Origin of the sequence: Pseudorhizobium endolithicum (genome assembly GCF_902153245.2) — a bacterium.
Lineage (GTDB): Bacteria > Pseudomonadota > Alphaproteobacteria > Rhizobiales > Rhizobiaceae > Neorhizobium > Neorhizobium endolithicum.
Map to the genome: position 1 here is coordinate 229457 of NZ_CABFWF030000011.1, position 15771 is coordinate 245227.

A 15771-nucleotide genomic window follows, 5' to 3' on the forward strand; every position below is an offset into this window, starting at 1 on the left:
CGTTCGTCAGTGCGCTCGCATCTCCTTGCGAGCACCGGTGTAGCCCAAAGCCAGCCGGGGCTGCGGCCAACCCCTAACGCCGGACGGTAGCGTCAGGAGGGAGCCAGCCAGTTTCTCTCCTTGCGTTCCAACCGACATCGTCGTGACGGCCAAAGCCGACAAGTCCGTTCCATAAAATGCAAGATTGGTCGGACGAGAGACGGGTAGTGGTATCGCCTCCATCTCCCGCCCCAGCGGATCGAGCCTAATGATGAGACCAGCGTCAATCGCAGCAAACCAATAGCAACCATCTGCATCGACCGCTGCCCCATCGGGGCGGCCTCTCGACACCTGATGGAAGACCCGGCGGTTCTCCAAAACGCCTGCTTCGACATCGAAGTCGTAGGCCCAGATGACTCGCAGATCCGGATGACTGTCGGCGACATAGAATGTCGCACCATCAGGCGAGATGGCCGTTCCATTCTGCGTCCGCAGCCCATCAACTGCTTCCAGCACGCCATCTGATCCAAATCGGTAGAGCGCTCCCACCGGCACCGGTTGCGGCGTCAAAGGGACTGTACCGACCCAGAACCTGCCCGCGTGATCAACGGCGCCGTCATTCATCCGCATGGAAGAAGAAGAGCCGGGCGCCTCTCCAATCGTCTCGAACGAGCCGCATTCGGTGATACGATACAAGCCCATGCCACCGGCGATGTTGACATGACGGTCTTCACCAAGTGCGAGTGCGCCTGGGATGAACGGTGTCTCGAGACTGCTCACCACGCCTGAGGCAAAGTCACGGCGGCGAACCGCCCGGCAGGCAATATCGACCCACCAGAGAACGTTTCTCTCGCTGTCCCATAACGGGCTTTCTCCCACAAGGTCGGCTGCATCATGAAGAACTTCGATTTTTCTCGCGCATGTCATGGCGTCGCTCCGGGCAATCCACCTGGCGCGTCACCAATGGTCCATCCGCCGTCGACCGGGATATTGACGCCGGTCACATAGGCTCCTGCATCCGAGCAGAGCATCAGCACCGGCCCAACGACATCATCAGGACGACCCGGCCGGCCCATGGGGATCTTCGCAGTCACCGCCTTGCGAAAGGCAGGATCTGCATAGCGACTGGCCATCGGCTTCGTTTCGACTGCACCGGGGGAAACGACATTCATTGTTACCCCATGCGGAGCAACATCACGGGCCATTGCACGCATGGCCGTCCATTGAGCTGATTTGGCAGCCGCATAAGGGATTGTCTCGGCGCGCGGACGGTCTGAGAGCACCGTACCGATTGCAACAACCCTGCCCCACCCTCGCTCGCACATTGGCGGCACCAGCACCGAGCACAGCGAGATCAGCGCCGTCACCCCCGCCGCCAGATGCTCGTGGAAGTCCGCGGCCGTCACCTGAGACCAGGGTTTGCGCCGTTCCACTGCCGCACACGAGATGATGATATCGATGGGACCGTAGTCTCTCAAAAGGGTAGCTGCGAAGGGAGCGACGGATTGTACATCCAGAAAGTCAGCTTCTACCACCTGCGTTTGGCAGCCCGTTGCGCGCAGACTACCGGCGAACGTCTCAGTCACCTCGTCCGCACCGAAATGATGCAGGACGAGATCTGCACCCAGTTGCGCAAGTCCACGTGCAATGGCTGCGCCAATGTCGGAATTGCCCCCTGTTACGAGCGCCCGTCGCCCCTTCAAGGAAAAGGGCACGCTCATTCCCTGCCTCCTTCGCCGAGCTTGTTGGCAACCTCCAGCGAGGCAATGTCGGCAGCTTCGTAGTGAACCTCTATCTGTTTCTGGGCGAGATCAGGATCACCTGCGGCAATGGCCTCATAGATTGCCCGGTGCCTCTCAACGGTCGCATTCCAATCCGCATCAGTGCGATTCGAGCGCCGGGAAAACAGCTCTGAGACCTCGCGCTGCACGGCGCGCATGCCTTCCATCTGAACCCGGATCATCGTGTTCCCGGTGGCCAGTGCCATGCCCGAATGGAAGAGGATATCGGCGTCGGTAAAACCATCGGGGTGCTTCAGCGCACGCCCCATCTCGACAAGTGCGCGATCCATAACCGTAAGGCCCGATCTTTCTCGACGCTCGGCAGCAAGCCGGGCGATCCCCGTCTCTATGACGCGGCGCATCTCGTTAGCCTCACGCAAGCGCTCCAGGCTGAAACGCACTGCATAGCCGTAGATGCGCTCAAGCGGCTCGCCATTGAATTCCTTGGCGCGCGCAACCTTGCCCTGTTGCGTCGAGATCAGCCCGGCAGACGTCAGATGGCGCAACGCCTCGCGTGCGATCGGCTTGGAGACACCGAACTCTTTGGCAATCTCACCTTCGGCAGGCAGGGGTTCGCCTGGCGCGATTCGACCATCCAGTAGAGCCGCGGCAATGGCATCGGATACCGCGTCAGCGAGCCTGGCCGGTGTGGCTGGCTTCCCTCCGAAGATCGACTTTTTCGCGGCGTCGGCACTCATGTTTCTGTCTCCTCGACAAATCGGTAACACAGGTCGCAACGACATAGCAACTATGTTTGTCAGTTGCCAAGTTGCGTAGTTGGAGGATAAGAGGGAGAAGAGACATGTCTGGCGTTCGGAGGAGGCCAAGGATGAACAGGACTGCCAACAGTGCGGACATTCGCATCACCGATGTGATCGCCCATCCGCTGATCCAACAATTGCCGCGGCCCACCGTTACGTCCTGGGGCAAGTACTCCGAAATCTCGATCGTGCTTGTAGAGGTGCGAACGGATGCGGGAATCGTCGGCATAGGCGAGACTCTGGCTCGCTTTGCCCCCAAGGCTTACGCGGAGGCAATTGAGTCACTTCTGAAGCCTCGCCTTGTGGGACAGAACCCGACCGACATTACTGCCTTGTGGCGGAGCATGCGGCGCTCCTTGTCAGGCCGTTCGGGAGGCATGCTCTTCGAGTCGATCGCCGGCGTTGACATCGCCTTATGGGACATATTGGGCAAGGTCGCCGGGATGCCGCTCCACCGCCTGTTGGGCGGCATGGGTCGCACGGAGGTTCCTTGTTACGCAGCATCCGTCAACTGGGGCGATGACGCATTTATGGAGGAGGAGCTTGACCGCTATCTGGAGAAGGGGTTTCCCCGCATCAAGGTCAAAATAGCCAATCCGGTCAAGGATGCGTGCAAGCGCATAGCGCTTCTGAGAAAGCGTGCCGGCGACGACATCGACCTGTGTGTTGATGCCAATTGGGCATACACGCTGGAGGAAGCGGTCGAGGTCGGTCGCGCTCTATCGGACAATAACTACTTCTGGTTCGAGGAGCCGCTGCGCCCTGAGGATGAGACGGGCTATCAAGAACTGCATCGCCGTTGCGCCACGCCGCTTGCGGCTGGTGAGAGCAACTACACGCTCGACCAGATGATGCGTCTGGTTGCCAACCGGACCCTGTCTTACATCCAGCCAGACGTGGCGCGTTCGGGGGGCATATCGGAAACAAGACGCATGGCCGAGTTCGCCGCAGCACACGATGTCCAGTATGCGCCTCACATCGGTATGTCAGGCATCATCTGCGAGACGGCCAGTGTTCATCTGGCCGCGGCAATGCCGAACATCAAGGCGATGGAATGCGAAACCGACGCCAGCCCCTTCAAGACCGCCATCACAGGAACCGCGCCGGGTGCCGACCGGCAGAAGAACGGCATGTTGCCGGTGCCGGTCGGACCGGGACTGGGAATTGAAGTGGATTGGGATGCCGTCAGGCGCCTGCGCGTAAACGGATGAGACGGAGACAGACCGAAATGACGGCATCACAAACACAAACTGAGATGACCGAGGCGGTAAGGCTTGCGCTGCTCCGTGCTGACCCAGAACTGTCACGCTTCGATCCCCTTTCACGCATAATCAGCCATGACCAGTTCGCAAATGGTCACTGTGGCTGGTCGCAACTCGTCGGAAACTACGAGAACGATCTCGACACCATGCTGCCGGGCTATGCCCAGCATACGGGAGCAATGCTGTCCACGCTCGCTCATTGGGATTCTGGTTCCCACGGCGCGATGGGTTCGTCATACGCGCTCAAGATAGCGACCCGTCCCAAGAAAGGCGCACAGAATGTTGCGATCAAGCGTCATACGTTCCGACACCGCGGCAGAATTCGCTTCGAGCTCTACTTCACATTCAAGCCGGAGGCATCCGAACTGAAGCTCAGCGAGACGGACGTCCGCTCCATCGGCTTCCTCTTCGACCTGCAAGCAGGTGATAATGACAAGGCCGGCGAGCGGGTCATGCCCCATTTGCGCTTTCTCAACGCGCTTGATGGCAAGCATCTGCAGAAATGGCAATTCAAGCGGCATACCAGCCCATTCCAGGCCGTCGGCAACGGTGAAAAGACACTCAGCCACTATCATCTCGCCCCTGAGGGCTGGGAGGACCTACCAAGTGGCGAACAAAGGCTCTGCTACAACGAGATCGCGACGAAGGTTAACTGGACCTACTTGCGGTTCGACTTCGATCTTGAAGAGATGAAGGCACTCGAATTCCAGTGCAATGACCGCCAGTTTGACATGTCCGGCTACGAGTCGATCCGTATCCCAGCAATGAAGAATCTATGGTGCATGCTGAATTTCTGCCTGTTCGCAGAGACAGATGCCGACAAACGCGCTTTTCTTTATGTCGACTCCGTTTGCATCTCGGGAGACTTCTGATGCTGCCAGAGAACATCACCTCTGTTGTTTCCCGTAACGAGACCTGGACTGGAGCCGCGGCCAGCGAGCCTCATGAGGCCGGCTGGGCCAGGGAAGCCATCATTTTCGTGCGCGCGCTGAAGGAGCCGAAGGGTAAGCAGCCTGTTGCGCGGGTGGAAATTTCCCCCGATGGCATGCGCTGGGTGGCGGAAGGTACTCAGGCGGCCATGCCCATCGAACAGGATGGGATTGCAGTCATGCGCGTGCACCATTTCGGTAATTGGCTGCGGGTCGCCGCGGACTTCGCAGACGGTTGTGAAAGTACAGTACTCGTAACGATCCACCTGAAGGCCTGAGGCCCGCCCGCTACATGGCTGGACGGCACGCGATCTCGCTGGGCACGGGTCGACAAGCTGGTTTGCGCAGCATTCGATATGTTTCGGAGAATGAGGCCGTGTTTCAGACCCTGCTACCCACGAGTTCCGGGAAAAGTCCTAGCCGTCGCGGTGGCCGTCGCAACACCTGGACCATGGAGAAGGTAGTCATCATCCATCTCCTGCATGGTGCGACCGACTATGGCGCTATCCTGTTCAGCGAAATCATCGAATGAGCGCGACTGAGACCGCCCGACTCCAACACGTAGCCGGGTACGTCGTCGGACTCACGCCGATTGTTGGTTAAGGTGATTCAATCCACGAAAGCCGGTGTGCCCTGCGATCAATTGATCATATAGCCAATAGGCTTTCCACGCAGAACTAGTTCAGCTCGCACCTGATCCCGTAGGGGCAACGGCGGTCTCATCATACGGCACACTTCGAACCGAAATCTCAGCGCATTCCCGCAAGGGTCAGCGCCATCGTTCGTCGGACGAGCGGAACCGTGGCGGCTGCGGAGATCAGTCGATTGCGAATCCAGCGCGCGCCCGGGTTAGACAGCGTTGCCACTTTCGTCAGCCGGTCGGTCATCTCGAGCACCCTGGAAGCTGCCAGCCGCCGCTCCGTGGCATACTCCACAAGAGGCTCCCCGGAACCAGCGCGCAAGGCCGCATCGAGGGCTCGGCTCAGGGCTTCGGCATCGCGCAGGCCCAGATTCATTCCCTGCCCGCCGGCCGGACTGTGCACGTGTGCCGCATCACCCAGAAGGGCGACCGCGCCGTGATGGAATCGGTCGGCGAGCTTATGGTGGACCTGGAACCTTGATCCCCATAACAGTTCACGTACGCGAACACCACGACGTGGACCACGAGCGTTTATGACTTGCTGCACGTCTGCCAGGCTCGGCATCGACGGCGCATCCTTGAGCTGCGCCACCACTCGGTACCGCTCGCGCGACATCGGGGCGACGACAAGCGTACCTGCGCCCGAAAAGAACAGCGTCACCTCCTCGCGGGCGATCGGCCATTCCATTCGCACGTCCGCGAGCAAGAACGATCCGTAGGTTTCTCCAGGAAATCCGATGTTCGCACCGGCTCTTACCGTGCTTTTCTCTCCGTCTGCCCCAACGATGTACTTTGCCTCGGCCACGAACGTGCCTTCTTCACCCTCGCAGTGGGCTTCAACGCCTCCCTCAGTCATTTTGTAGCCTGTCAAACGCACGGGCCGACGTACCGCATGGCCCAATTGCGCGAGCCTGTCGATGAGGATCTGTTCGGTTTCATCCTGAGGGATCATCAGCGCAAATGGTGTGGGCGAAGGCAAGTTCGAGAAGTCCGAATGAAGCAAGATCGAGTCGCGGTCGCGGATCCTGAAGTGCGGCACCTTGATGCCCTGCTGTACAAGGCGCTCACCGATGTTCAGCGAATAGAGGCTTTCCAGCGTGGCCGCGTGAATGACCGCCGCGCGCGACGTATTTTGTGCCTCGGCCAGGGCGTCGACGATGATGAAATCGACGCCCCTTTCGGCGAGGCCGATTGCGGTTGCCAAGCCGGTAGGGCCAGCGCCGACGATCAGAACCGAGGTTGAAATCGCATTCATTGCGGTGCTCCGCCAATAATTGTAAACATGCGTTTACTTTAGACTTGACCTTAAATAAGTCAACAACTGTTTACAAGGAGACAGAAATTGGTGAAGGATGCGGAAGCGACCCGGGAACGCTTGATTGCCGCAGCAAGGACTATGTTTGCGAAGCGCGGGTACGAGGGTACAACTGTGCGCGAAATCGCTGGCGAAGCCAGGGTCAACCCCGCGCTTATCAATCGCTATTTCGGCGGCAAGGAAAAGCTCTTCGCAGAAGCTGTCTCGATCAGCCTCGACCTCCCCAACCTCAAAGACGTCGAGCGCGGCGTTATCGGGCGACGATTGGTAGAGCACTTCTTCACCAGGTGGGAAGGAAGCAAGAGGGATGACCTTTTGAGGGTGCTGGTGCGCACAGCCGTCACGAACGACGAGGCGGCTGCGCGCATGCGTACGATCCTGTTCACGCAAGTCGCCGCCATGGTGGAGCAGGTCACAGGACCCGACCGCGCAAAGGAGCGCGCGGGCCTGATCGCGACGCAGATTCTGGGCCTTGCCTATGCCCGAAACGTTCTTGCGCTTTCGGATCGGGAGTTAGCGCGCGACACGGTGATCGTCATGATCGGCGACACAATTCAGCGCTATCTCGTAGAAGAGTTGCCGTGAAAGCCCACAGGCCATACGGAAAAACGAACAGGGCATTCGGAACGTGCAAAGCCGCACCGAATGAACCCGTCGATCTGTCTGGCCACGATCCAGATAGCGTGGAGTGGTAGGGATCAGCCGAATTACGGCGCACAGGCGCGTCTCCCTTTTCCAGAACCAAGCCACCACAACTGTGAGGACAATGACCGGGCTCCGGTCGGTGTTGACGCCGAGGGCCATGACGGCGACGGAGACCATAGGACCACCAGGCCGGACCTTGAGGTGGCTGGCATCGATCTACAGGCGGCCATTCACCATCAAGCGTCAGAACTGCCAGTTGGCAGGGACCCAGGCGTAGCCATTATCGGTCTTGAGCATGTGGCCGAGACCGGGAAAGGGAAAGTGGAAGCCGAGCACAGTGATGCGATCAGCGGCTGCTCTGTCAAAGATGCGCTTGCGGGAGGCAAGAGCCGTCTCCTGGTCGCGGTCTGGCCCCGGAAGCCAGGGCTTATCGACATTGACGACTGGATGGTAGGCGAGATCCGCTGTCAGCAGCAGTTGGTCGCTTCCGGAATGGACGAGGAAGGTCGCCATGCCGGGCGTGTGACCGGATGCGGCGATGGTCGTCAGGCCTGGCACGATCTCGACGCCGGCCTCGTAGAGTTCAACATCGTTCATGACCGGCTCGAGACTGTTCTTGATATTCGCTGCGAAGCGTATGCGAAACTCCTGCGGTACCGGCATGTAGGAGAGATCGGGATCGGTGCGAACGAAGAAGTCCCAGTCGGCCTTCGGAACGAAAACCGTGGCACGTGGGAAGGCTTTGCCGCCGCCTGCAGTTCTCAAATTGCCGACATGGTCGGGATGGGTGTGCGAAATGACGATCGTATCGATGTCCCCAGGACCGAGTCCGATCGCCGCGAGGTTATCGAAGATGTGGCCACCATTCGGGCCCATGGTCTTGCCGGCACCAGCCTCGATGAGAACCCGCCGACCGCTGGTTTCGATTAGCAGCGTATTGAGGTTAAGCGTCATGTGGTCGCTGGAAAGAAAGGCTTGCCTCAGTACCTGATGAAGCTCGGCCTCGGGCGCATTACTTGCATAGACGCGAGGCGGGCCACCAATCACGCCGTCGCTCAAGACCGTCGCGCTGATCTCGCCGACACGGAAGCGATAGTGGCCTGTGTTGCCGCGCAACTCGGGAGCTGCTTGAGCATTGGCATTGCCGCAGCCGCCCAGGCTCGGGATGAACATGGTCGATGCGCCTGCGACAGCGGACAACATGACCGCTCGCCTGTTTTGAGTGAAGGCATTCATTGGTATGGTCCCTTCTTCGTTGGGTGCTCTGTTGCTTCTTCTGGCTCCAGGGAAGTCTGGCATGACCCGCTGGAAGGTCGAAGACAGAGCACAGCGCCTAGTCCTTAGGCGAACATGACACAGGACCATTGATCTGATAATCTGCACAAAAGTTAGCAGCTTGGTTAGAAATACTTCCCAATGGAAGCTCTTCGGCTAGACAGTTTCGACGTATTCGTCGCAATCGTTCGGTGCGGCGGGTTCCGCGCTGCCGCCCTCGAACGAGGCGTGTCTTCGTCAGCCTTGAGCCAGACCATGAACGGTTTGGAGGAGGCTCTTGGCATTCGGCTCCTCAACAGGACGACCAGGAGCGTAGCCCCGACGGAAGCGGGACAGCGCCTCCTTGAACGCTTGGCTCCAGCCTTGAGTGATATCAGGCTCGCCATCGCAGAAGTCGACGAGTTGAGGGATAGTCCATCGGGGACTTTGCGGATCAATGCGCCGGGACCCGCCATCGACCATGTGCTTTGCCCGCTGGCATTCGACTTCATGAAATCCTATCCGGACGTAAAGATCGAGCTCATCAGCGATGCGGCTGTCATTGACATCGTGGAACAGGGCTTCGATGCTGGAGTGAGATTTGGTAAGCAACTGGCGCAGGACATGATAGCGGTTCCACTAGGTCCCGCGCTTCGTTATGCCATCGTGGCGTCGCCGGAATATGTTGAAAGCCGCGGAAGGCCGCTGACGCCCCACAATCTTGCCAGTCATGACTGCATCAAGCGTAGATTTCCCGGCGGCACCCTCGTCACCTGGCACTTTTCCGATGGAGACGAAGAGATCGAAATCTCACCCGAAGGCCGCCTCACGGTGAGTAGCGCGCCTAACGAACTACAAGCGGCGCTCGCCGGCAGAGGGATCGCCCATGTTTTCGATGACTATGCCAAGCCTTATCTGCTGAGCGGTCGGCTGGTGGAGCTTCTCGCCGACTGGAGCCCGATCTTGCCGCAGTGGTTTCTCTACTATCCCAGCCGCCGTCTTCCCAGCGCCACGATGCGTGCGTTCCTCGACTACATGAGAAGCTACCACTGGCCAAGCAAGTGAGGACGCCCGTGCACACAAATTGGAACCAAAGCCCCTCGATTGGGACGCACGCAAGAATATGCTCACCGTTCGAATCTTTCGAGCATCTTCTTCAGTTGCTCGTTTTGGACCTTTAGTCTGCTCGCCAATTGCCCCTTGAGCACCTTGATCTCCTCGTCCAGGCTCATCCTTTCATCCGAAGCTGTGTCCGGCCCGTGAGAAACCTGAGGCGGAACGACAACCTGCCTCGCAGGCTTGCTATGGCCTCTCCGTTTACGCGTCAGGCCCGCGACAGCCGAATTGGCTTCAGTAGCGTCGTGTGCAGCGGCGACAGGTTCGTCTGCTTCATCGGTTGATGTCGAACCGTCAATTGCCAGAATGTTGGCGCGACCGCCGTCGCCCTTTTCCCTCTCAACTCCAGCCTTAGCGGAGACAATATCGGCTAGATTCTGTAGCTCAAAACCTGCGGGTCGAGCCGCGTCGTCCGAGCCCTCCTCCACAAGCGTTCCAGCAGGGCCGGCAATTGACAGGACTTCCGGCCTTGGGTCGTCCGCCGTATCTGCGTCTTGCTTTCGATCGCTTCCTCGACTCCAAATTCGGCGAAGAAATTTCAAGGGAGATGCCATCATTCAACCTCAGAATTTACCCTAAAGGACGCTACGAGGCTCTCCCCTGGCAACGGTAGACAGGTTCGCGAATGCGTAGTTCACGCGCGAAGATGTACGGCTGGAATCGAGGGCCCGCTCTAAATCAATCGAGCTTGAGCTTCTTCCGCAGATCGGCGTTTTCCGCACGCAGCTTTTCAGCCAAGAGCTTGCGTAGTCTTTGGTTCTCCTCCTCCAACTGCAGAAGATCCGCCATCTCGTCACCGGCCGAAGTCGCCTCGACGGCTGCTGCCTCTTCATACTTGCTTGAACGTCTTACTGGCTCCAGTGTGGAGGCTGCCGCGCCTCCGAGTGTCTTAGGCTTGCGACCGCGCCTCTTTACTCCCTGGCTGCCATCCAATCCAACTGCAGTGTCAGCCCCCGTCATATCAGAGGAAGCTTTCTTCATGCGCGGCTTGCGCTGCTTCTTCGGCGCAGATTCCGCCCTGACCGCCGCTGGCACATCCGCATTGGGAAGTGCGTCGGCGTTAGCCGTCGTATCAGCGTTGGCGGCCATATCATGCTCGTCAGCCATAGAGATCTCCTGTGTATCTGCGACAGCTTTCGAGGTTGCGGCCGGCGCTGTCAATGTCGGCAGTATCAGATTTGCATTCGGCGGAGGGCATTCCCCGTCGCGTTCGATAACGGCTGGATTGTTCGATAGCATCGGCGTCAATGATCTCTCCACGTCTCGTGCGACAGACTTCAGATCTAGATCGCCCCAGACCGAGTTCGGTTTTGCATCTGTCCTACGGCGACTGGATTTGTATTCGACTGCAAAACTGCGCTGGGACTTTTTCACTGAAGGGCCTTTGATTTTTGGCGGCAATAGCACGAGGTGAGAGCGAGTGTTCGCACTGTCCAGAGCACCGCTACTATCGTCGTTTCATATAATATCAAGAGCCGACAGATCGCTAGACAGGATTCTCGACTCCGCGTGGGTGAAAGGCTTTGCTAGTTTCGGCAGGTCAGCTCCACTGCTTTCTCTTCAGTCACAGAGGCGTGCTAGGCGTTCTAGATGCCACTGGCTGAATCGTCGCTCTCCGAAAGGCGATGGTGCCACCGATTCTCCCGCTGATCTGTCAGCGGCCACCTCGCCTCTTGGGGGACGGTGACTATTATGAAGGTGCCAGCATAAACGTCCGGCGCTCGGTTGACCGGAAGCGGAGATCGTCGCTGATCATTACCGCGATCATCTTAAGGAGTTGGCAAACGGTGCGTCTCCTCAGGACGGCCACTGCCGTCTATTTGACCACCGCTGCTAACGACTGTGTAATTGATGCGGCAGTTTCCTGGATCAGGCGAGCATAATCTGCGTGCTCATCCTCGTTATACCTGTAGAGTGGAATGCTGATGCTCACTCCCGCCACCGGCTCGCCTGATCTGTCATAGATGGCGCTGCCGAAACAGCGGATATCCCGTTCGTTCTCCTCATGATCGTAGGAATATCCGCGACTGCGGGTCTTCCTGATCTCTTCAAGGAAGAGGTCCCGGTCGGTAAAGGTGAAATCCGTGAAGGGGCGAAGCTCAAGCCCCGCAATGATCTGCCATGAGCGCTCCTCTGGAAGCGCTGCGAGATAAGCCTTGCCGACCGAGGTTGAGTGAAATTCAACCCGCGCACCGATTCTCGTCATCATGCGCACGGCGTTGGGGCTTTCGAGCTTATCGATATAGGCCATACCGTTGCCACTTGGCACTGCAAGGTGAACCGTTTCCTTGGCGGCATCGCGAAGCGCTTCGATGAAGGGGCGTGCTGCGTTGCGTATATCGGAAGCTTCCCAACTCTTTGATGCTAGTTGAATGAGCCGATAGCCAAGCGAGTAGGTACCATCCAGATTCTGCATTGCCAGCCCTTCAGCGACAAGGCCTGCCGCGATGCGATAGGTCGTGGCACGCGGAAACCGAACTGCGGCTGTGAGTTGCGCGATATCCAGCTTTCCCGGATTGTCACCGATCACCTGCAGCACGGTCATGAATTTCGAGAAGGAGGCAGTACCTTGCACGGCAGGGCTAAACGCCTCTCCTTGAGACACAGCCGTATGTTCGTTCATTGTGTTGACCGTCAGAAGAGATGTTTCATGCGCTAGCACCATGATGCGCGGCTAATGCAGCCTGCGCAAGGAGGGCGCGCCACGAATGATGGTGGAACACAGTTCTTGTCATCTAGCGTCCATACACTCTGCAGGGAAACGCAGGCTTGGCGTGAGCTTTCCAGTTGACAAAGATTTCAGGCTCAGCAACCATGAAGTGGACAGATTGTCCACAATATGGACAGGGTGGTGACTTGCTTTGGAGGAAGCGGTCCGGCCTGATTGACACTGGGAGGTGGCATGACTGCGAAGCATCGGATCAGCCGGGGCATGATGCAGCCCGAGAACGATCGTGACCTTTCCCCAAGGCACCTCTCGGCCTGATTACACGGCCATCTTAGCACTGCCGCCTTCAGTACCAGCATTCTCCCGGGAGCACACATGAACATCATCCAATACCTGACAACGATCCATTTTGGTGCCGGTGCAGTTTCCTCTCTCAGCCAAACCTTAAATGAGCTGGGGATCACCAAGCCCCTGGTCATCAGCGATCACGGCGTGAAGGCTGCAGGGCTGCTGAATGGCGATGCAATGCAGGTGCTTTCGTCAGCTCCGATTTTTCTTGATGTCCCGACCAATCCCACCGAATCTGCCGTGAAGGAAGCACTGGTGGCCTACCGGCAACACGGCTGCAATGGCGTGGTGGCAATTGGGGGCGGATCCCCGATCGATCTTGCCAAGGGCGTTGCCCTGCTTGCGACACATGAGGGTGAGTTGGAGCAATATGCTGCCATCCTTGGTGGCATCCCGAAGATCACCAATGCGGTTGCCCCCTTGGTGGCCGTCCCCACAACTGCCGGCACGGGATCGGAAGTCGGGCGGGCAGCCCTCATCACCTTGGACGACGGTCGCAAACTGGGCTTCATCAGCCCCTACCTCATTCCCCGGCGCGCGATCTGCGATCCCGAGCTGACGCTAGGGCTTCCTCCGGCGCTCACCGCTGCAACGGGCCTCGACGCCTTGTCTCACTGCATCGAAACCTATCTGTCGCCGCGCTACAATCCTCCGGCCGAGGCGATCGCCCTGGATGGCTTCGCGCGCATCTGGGAGGCTCTGCCAAAGGCCTATGCAAATGGAGCCGACCTGGCAGCCCGCACAGAGGTGATGATGGGAGCGCTGCAGGGCGGTTTGACCTTCCAGAAGGGACTGGGTGCCGTTCACGCTCTCAGCCACGCATTGGGCGGGCTGAAGGAACTCAAGCTTCATCATGGCACCCTAAATGCCATACTGATGCCACCGGTCCTGCGAGCCAACGCCTCGGATGCCGCCACAGCGGACAAGATCAGCAGGCTCGAGGCTGCTGCAGGGATTGCGGGCACGGCGCTCGCTGATGCACTTGACGACTTGAACCGCAAGCTCGGCGTGCCCGGCAAATTGTCCACCCTTGGCGTCACGCGCGAGGTCTTTGCCTGGACATGCGAACGCGCGCTTGCCGATCACAGCCATCAAACAAATCCACGCAATCTCACCGGCGAAGACTACGCCGAAATCCTCGAGAGCGTCATGTGATGGAGGCGGCTAAGCATCCCGCAGGGGTACAGCAGAAGAGACCTGTCGCACTCGTCACCGGTGCAAGTCACGGCATCGGAGCTGCGACCGCAAGGCTGCTATCAGCCGATGGCTTCGACGTCTGCGTGAACTTCCTGAGCGACGCAGATGCCGCCGCCAAGGTGGTGGCAGATTGCGAGGCTGCGGGTGCCCGAGCGGTAGCGGTACGTGGCAATGTCGGCGATCGAGAGGAAGTCAGGCAGTTGTTTGCCACTTGCGACGAAACACTCGGCCGCGTTTCCTGCCTGGTGAACAATGCTGGCATCATCGGGCGAGCTTGCCGTCTGGAGGAGCTTCGCCCCGAGGAGCTCGAGAGGACGTTCGCGGTCAATACCTACGGCGTCGTCTATTGCACCCAGGAGGCAGCGCAACGCATGTCGACCCGGCGCGGCGGAAATGGCGGGACAATCGTCAACATGTCTTCCCTTGCGGCGGCTCTGGGCAGCCCGAACGAGTACATCCACTACGCGGCTTCGAAGGGTGCGGTCGAAACGATAACAGCGGGAACAGGAAAGGAACTGGCGCCGGAGGGCATTCGCGTGAATGCCATTCGCGTCGGAACGACCAATACGCGGATCCACCTGGAAGGTGGAAACCCCGAGCGCCCGGCCAAAATTGCGGCCCTGACGCCAATGGGGCGTATCGCCGAGCCGGAGGATATCGCGCGCGCGGCCCTATGGCTCGCCTCACCAGGTTCCGGTTTTATTACCGGTACCGTCATTACGGTGGCAGGAGGACTGTGACCGCGGGCGGTAGGCGCTAGACTGCCACAGAATTTGAGGAGGAGGAACGACGAGACTGATGACATCTCTGACTTGACAACGCCATCACTTGCGAAACCTTGGGAGGAACAACATGAAATTCGCAAAAGGTATCATTGCAGCTCTCTTGCTGTCGGCAACAGCAATGCCCGCATGGGCGGAGTATCCCGATCGCCCGATCACCCTGCTGGTCGCCTGGGGTGCGGGCGGCGGTACAGACGCCGTTGCACGCGTAGTTGCAGTCGGCCTGGAAAAGGAACTCGGACAGTCCGTCAACGTGGTCAACCGTACCGGTGGTTCCGGCGTCGTCGGCCACTCGGCCATGGCCGACGCCGAACCGGACGGTTACACGCTGGGTCTGGCGACCACAGAGGTTAACCTGATGCACTGGCTGGGACTGACGGAGTTGGACTACAACGTCTATACCCCCCTTGCCCTGATGAACCAGGACCCGGCCGGCGTGCAGGTATCTGCCGATTCCGAATATCAGAACCTCGGCGAACTGCTGGAGGCCATCAAGACGTCGCAGCCCGGCACCTTCCGGGCGACAGGCAGCGGCCAGGGATCGAGCTGGCATGTGGCAATCGCGGGCCTGCTCAATGCCGAAGGCATCGAAGCCTCCAAGGTGACCTGGGTACCAAGCGACGGCGCCGCGAGCGGTCTTCAGGAGCTGCTTTCCGGTGGAACCGAGATCGTGCCATCGTCACTGGTCGAAGCCCGGGCTCTCATCGAGGCAGGCCGGGTAAAGTCGCTTGCCTACATGAGCAAGGAACGCTCCAAGCTCTTCCCTGACGTGCCGACGCTGAAGGAGGAGACGGGTTCCGACTGGGAATTTGGCGCCTGGCGTGGGATCGTAGCGCCGAAGGGCTTGCCAGACGACATTCGCGACAAGCTGATTGCCGCCCTGGAGAAGGTCTATAACAGCGAGGACTACAACAAATTCCTGAGCGCACAGGGCTTTGGAGCCAACTTCTTGCCCGGTGAAGAGTTCGGGAAGTTCATGGCGACCAACGACGCGAACTTCGGTGAAACGATGAAGGCAATTGGACTCGCCAAGTAGCCGATTTGAGCGACGGCAGGCCTGGGAAACCTGGGCCTGCCTAACGATCATCAACCAG

17 protein-coding genes are annotated in these 15771 nt (G+C 59.0%); 9 read left to right on the top strand and 8 right to left on the bottom strand.

What is annotated here, in order from left to right:
* Nucleotides 1-6: 6 nt before the first annotated feature.
* Genes RTCK_RS09155 through RTCK_RS09165 form a run of 3 tightly spaced genes read right to left on the bottom strand, consistent with a single transcriptional unit; the run spans nucleotide 7 to nucleotide 2458 of the window.
* Nucleotides 7-906, bottom strand: coding sequence for an SMP-30/gluconolactonase/LRE family protein (locus tag RTCK_RS09155; RefSeq protein ID WP_142523154.1), 900 nt, complete (start codon nucleotides 904-906; stop codon nucleotides 7-9).
* Entirely contained in the window at nucleotides 903-1700 is a 798-nt protein-coding gene (locus RTCK_RS09160; RefSeq protein WP_142523153.1) for an SDR family NAD(P)-dependent oxidoreductase, read from the bottom strand. Before RTCK_RS09160 ends, RTCK_RS09155 begins: the two co-directional genes overlap by 4 nt.
* On the bottom strand, nucleotides 1697-2458 hold the full coding sequence (locus RTCK_RS09165) for a FadR/GntR family transcriptional regulator (RefSeq protein WP_142592672.1): 762 nt from the start codon (nucleotides 2456-2458) through the stop codon (nucleotides 1697-1699). The genes RTCK_RS09160 and RTCK_RS09165 overlap by 4 nt, the downstream gene beginning before the upstream one ends.
* 131 nt (nucleotides 2459-2589) lie before the next feature.
* On the opposite strand from RTCK_RS09165, the gene RTCK_RS09170 reads away from it, so the two are divergent.
* The 4 genes from RTCK_RS09170 (at nucleotide 2590) to RTCK_RS09185 (ending at nucleotide 5244) form a co-directional block, all read left to right on the top strand.
* The gene (locus RTCK_RS09170) at nucleotides 2590-3732 is read left to right on the top strand and encodes a mandelate racemase/muconate lactonizing enzyme family protein (RefSeq protein WP_142523151.1); all 1143 of its coding nucleotides are present in this window, start codon (nucleotides 2590-2592) and stop codon (nucleotides 3730-3732) included.
* 17 nt (nucleotides 3733-3749) lie between these two features.
* Nucleotides 3750-4655 (top strand): DUF6772 family protein, encoded by a 906-nt coding sequence (locus tag RTCK_RS09175; RefSeq protein ID WP_235988634.1) that lies wholly within the window; start codon nucleotides 3750-3752, stop codon nucleotides 4653-4655.
* A complete protein-coding gene (locus RTCK_RS09180) occupies nucleotides 4655-4990 on the top strand; it encodes a hypothetical protein (protein WP_142523150.1) in 336 nt (111 codons plus the stop codon). The genes RTCK_RS09175 and RTCK_RS09180 overlap by 1 nt, the downstream gene beginning before the upstream one ends.
* 98 nt (nucleotides 4991-5088) lie before the next feature.
* Nucleotides 5089-5244, top strand: a complete 156-nt coding sequence (locus tag RTCK_RS09185) for a hypothetical protein (RefSeq protein WP_185927966.1) — start codon at nucleotides 5089-5091, stop codon at nucleotides 5242-5244.
* A gap of 217 nt (nucleotides 5245-5461) precedes the next feature.
* On the opposite strand, the gene RTCK_RS09190 is transcribed toward RTCK_RS09185, so the two are convergent.
* Nucleotides 5462-6607, bottom strand: coding sequence for an FAD-dependent oxidoreductase (locus RTCK_RS09190; RefSeq protein ID WP_142523149.1), 1146 nt, complete (start codon nucleotides 6605-6607; stop codon nucleotides 5462-5464).
* A 90-nt stretch (nucleotides 6608-6697) separates the two neighbouring features.
* Here RTCK_RS09190 and RTCK_RS09195 point away from each other — a divergent pair, with 90 nt between their 5' ends.
* Complete coding sequence (locus RTCK_RS09195; protein WP_235988653.1) at nucleotides 6698-7252, top strand: TetR/AcrR family transcriptional regulator; 555 nt, start codon at nucleotides 6698-6700, stop codon at nucleotides 7250-7252.
* 303 nt (nucleotides 7253-7555) lie between these two features.
* Here RTCK_RS09195 and RTCK_RS09200 read toward each other — a convergent pair whose 3' ends face one another.
* Nucleotides 7556-8548, bottom strand: a complete 993-nt coding sequence (locus RTCK_RS09200; RefSeq protein ID WP_142523147.1) for an MBL fold metallo-hydrolase — start codon at nucleotides 8546-8548, stop codon at nucleotides 7556-7558.
* A 180-nt stretch (nucleotides 8549-8728) separates the two neighbouring features.
* Here RTCK_RS09200 and RTCK_RS09205 point away from each other — a divergent pair, with 180 nt between their 5' ends.
* Nucleotides 8729-9631: a LysR family transcriptional regulator gene (locus RTCK_RS09205; protein ID WP_142523146.1), complete on the top strand. Its 903-nt coding sequence runs from the start codon at nucleotides 8729-8731 to the stop codon at nucleotides 9629-9631.
* Between the two features lie 62 nt (nucleotides 9632-9693).
* On the opposite strand, the gene RTCK_RS09210 is transcribed toward RTCK_RS09205, so the two are convergent.
* From RTCK_RS09210 to RTCK_RS09220, 3 genes are all read right to left on the bottom strand, one after another.
* Nucleotides 9694-10239, bottom strand: coding sequence for a hypothetical protein (locus tag RTCK_RS09210; RefSeq protein ID WP_142592577.1), 546 nt, complete (start codon nucleotides 10237-10239; stop codon nucleotides 9694-9696).
* A gap of 121 nt (nucleotides 10240-10360) precedes the next feature.
* A complete protein-coding gene (locus RTCK_RS09215; RefSeq protein WP_142523144.1) occupies nucleotides 10361-11056 on the bottom strand; it encodes a transcriptional regulator in 696 nt (231 codons plus the stop codon).
* 442 nt (nucleotides 11057-11498) lie between these two features.
* Nucleotides 11499-12305 (bottom strand): IclR family transcriptional regulator, encoded by an 807-nt coding sequence (locus RTCK_RS09220; RefSeq protein ID WP_142523143.1) that lies wholly within the window; start codon nucleotides 12303-12305, stop codon nucleotides 11499-11501.
* Nucleotides 12306-12725: 420 nt separating this feature from the next.
* Between RTCK_RS09220 and RTCK_RS09225 the strand changes: the two genes are divergently transcribed.
* The 3 genes from RTCK_RS09225 (at nucleotide 12726) to RTCK_RS09235 (ending at nucleotide 15713) form a co-directional block, all read left to right on the top strand.
* Nucleotides 12726-13853: an iron-containing alcohol dehydrogenase gene (locus tag RTCK_RS09225; protein ID WP_142592578.1), complete on the top strand. Its 1128-nt coding sequence runs from the start codon at nucleotides 12726-12728 to the stop codon at nucleotides 13851-13853.
* Nucleotides 13853-14635, top strand: coding sequence for an SDR family oxidoreductase (locus RTCK_RS09230; RefSeq protein ID WP_142592674.1), 783 nt, complete (start codon nucleotides 13853-13855; stop codon nucleotides 14633-14635). The genes RTCK_RS09225 and RTCK_RS09230 overlap by 1 nt, the downstream gene beginning before the upstream one ends.
* Before the next feature lie 112 nt (nucleotides 14636-14747).
* On the top strand, nucleotides 14748-15713 hold the full coding sequence (locus tag RTCK_RS09235) for a tripartite tricarboxylate transporter substrate binding protein (RefSeq protein WP_142523140.1): 966 nt from the start codon (nucleotides 14748-14750) through the stop codon (nucleotides 15711-15713).
* Nucleotides 15714-15771 lie beyond the last annotated feature (58 nt).

Bases quoted from the DNA above. Each gene is read 5' to 3' on its own strand.
- RTCK_RS09155 (WP_142523154.1), bottom strand. From the start codon at position 906: ATGACATGCGCGAGAAAAATCGAAGTTCTTCATGATGCAGCCGACCTT.
- RTCK_RS09160 (WP_142523153.1), bottom strand. From the start codon at position 1,700: ATGAGCGTGCCCTTTTCCTTGAAGGGGCGACGGGCGCTCGTAACAGGG.
- RTCK_RS09165 (WP_142592672.1), bottom strand. From the start codon at position 2,458: ATGAGTGCCGACGCCGCGAAAAAGTCGATCTTCGGAGGGAAGCCAGCC.
- RTCK_RS09170 (WP_142523151.1), top strand. From the start codon at position 2,590: ATGAACAGGACTGCCAACAGTGCGGACATTCGCATCACCGATGTGATC.
- RTCK_RS09175 (WP_235988634.1), top strand. From the start codon at position 3,750: ATGACGGCATCACAAACACAAACTGAGATGACCGAGGCGGTAAGGCTT.
- RTCK_RS09180 (WP_142523150.1), top strand. From the start codon at position 4,655: ATGCTGCCAGAGAACATCACCTCTGTTGTTTCCCGTAACGAGACCTGG.
- RTCK_RS09190 (WP_142523149.1), bottom strand. From the start codon at position 6,607: ATGAATGCGATTTCAACCTCGGTTCTGATCGTCGGCGCTGGCCCTACC.
- RTCK_RS09200 (WP_142523147.1), bottom strand. From the start codon at position 8,548: ATGAATGCCTTCACTCAAAACAGGCGAGCGGTCATGTTGTCCGCTGTC.
- RTCK_RS09205 (WP_142523146.1), top strand. From the start codon at position 8,729: ATGGAAGCTCTTCGGCTAGACAGTTTCGACGTATTCGTCGCAATCGTT.
- RTCK_RS09210 (WP_142592577.1), bottom strand. From the start codon at position 10,239: ATGATGGCATCTCCCTTGAAATTTCTTCGCCGAATTTGGAGTCGAGGA.
- RTCK_RS09220 (WP_142523143.1), bottom strand. From the start codon at position 12,305: ATGAACGAACATACGGCTGTGTCTCAAGGAGAGGCGTTTAGCCCTGCC.
- RTCK_RS09225 (WP_142592578.1), top strand. From the start codon at position 12,726: ATGAACATCATCCAATACCTGACAACGATCCATTTTGGTGCCGGTGCA.
- RTCK_RS09230 (WP_142592674.1), top strand. From the start codon at position 13,853: ATGGAGGCGGCTAAGCATCCCGCAGGGGTACAGCAGAAGAGACCTGTC.
- RTCK_RS09235 (WP_142523140.1), top strand. From the start codon at position 14,748: ATGAAATTCGCAAAAGGTATCATTGCAGCTCTCTTGCTGTCGGCAACA.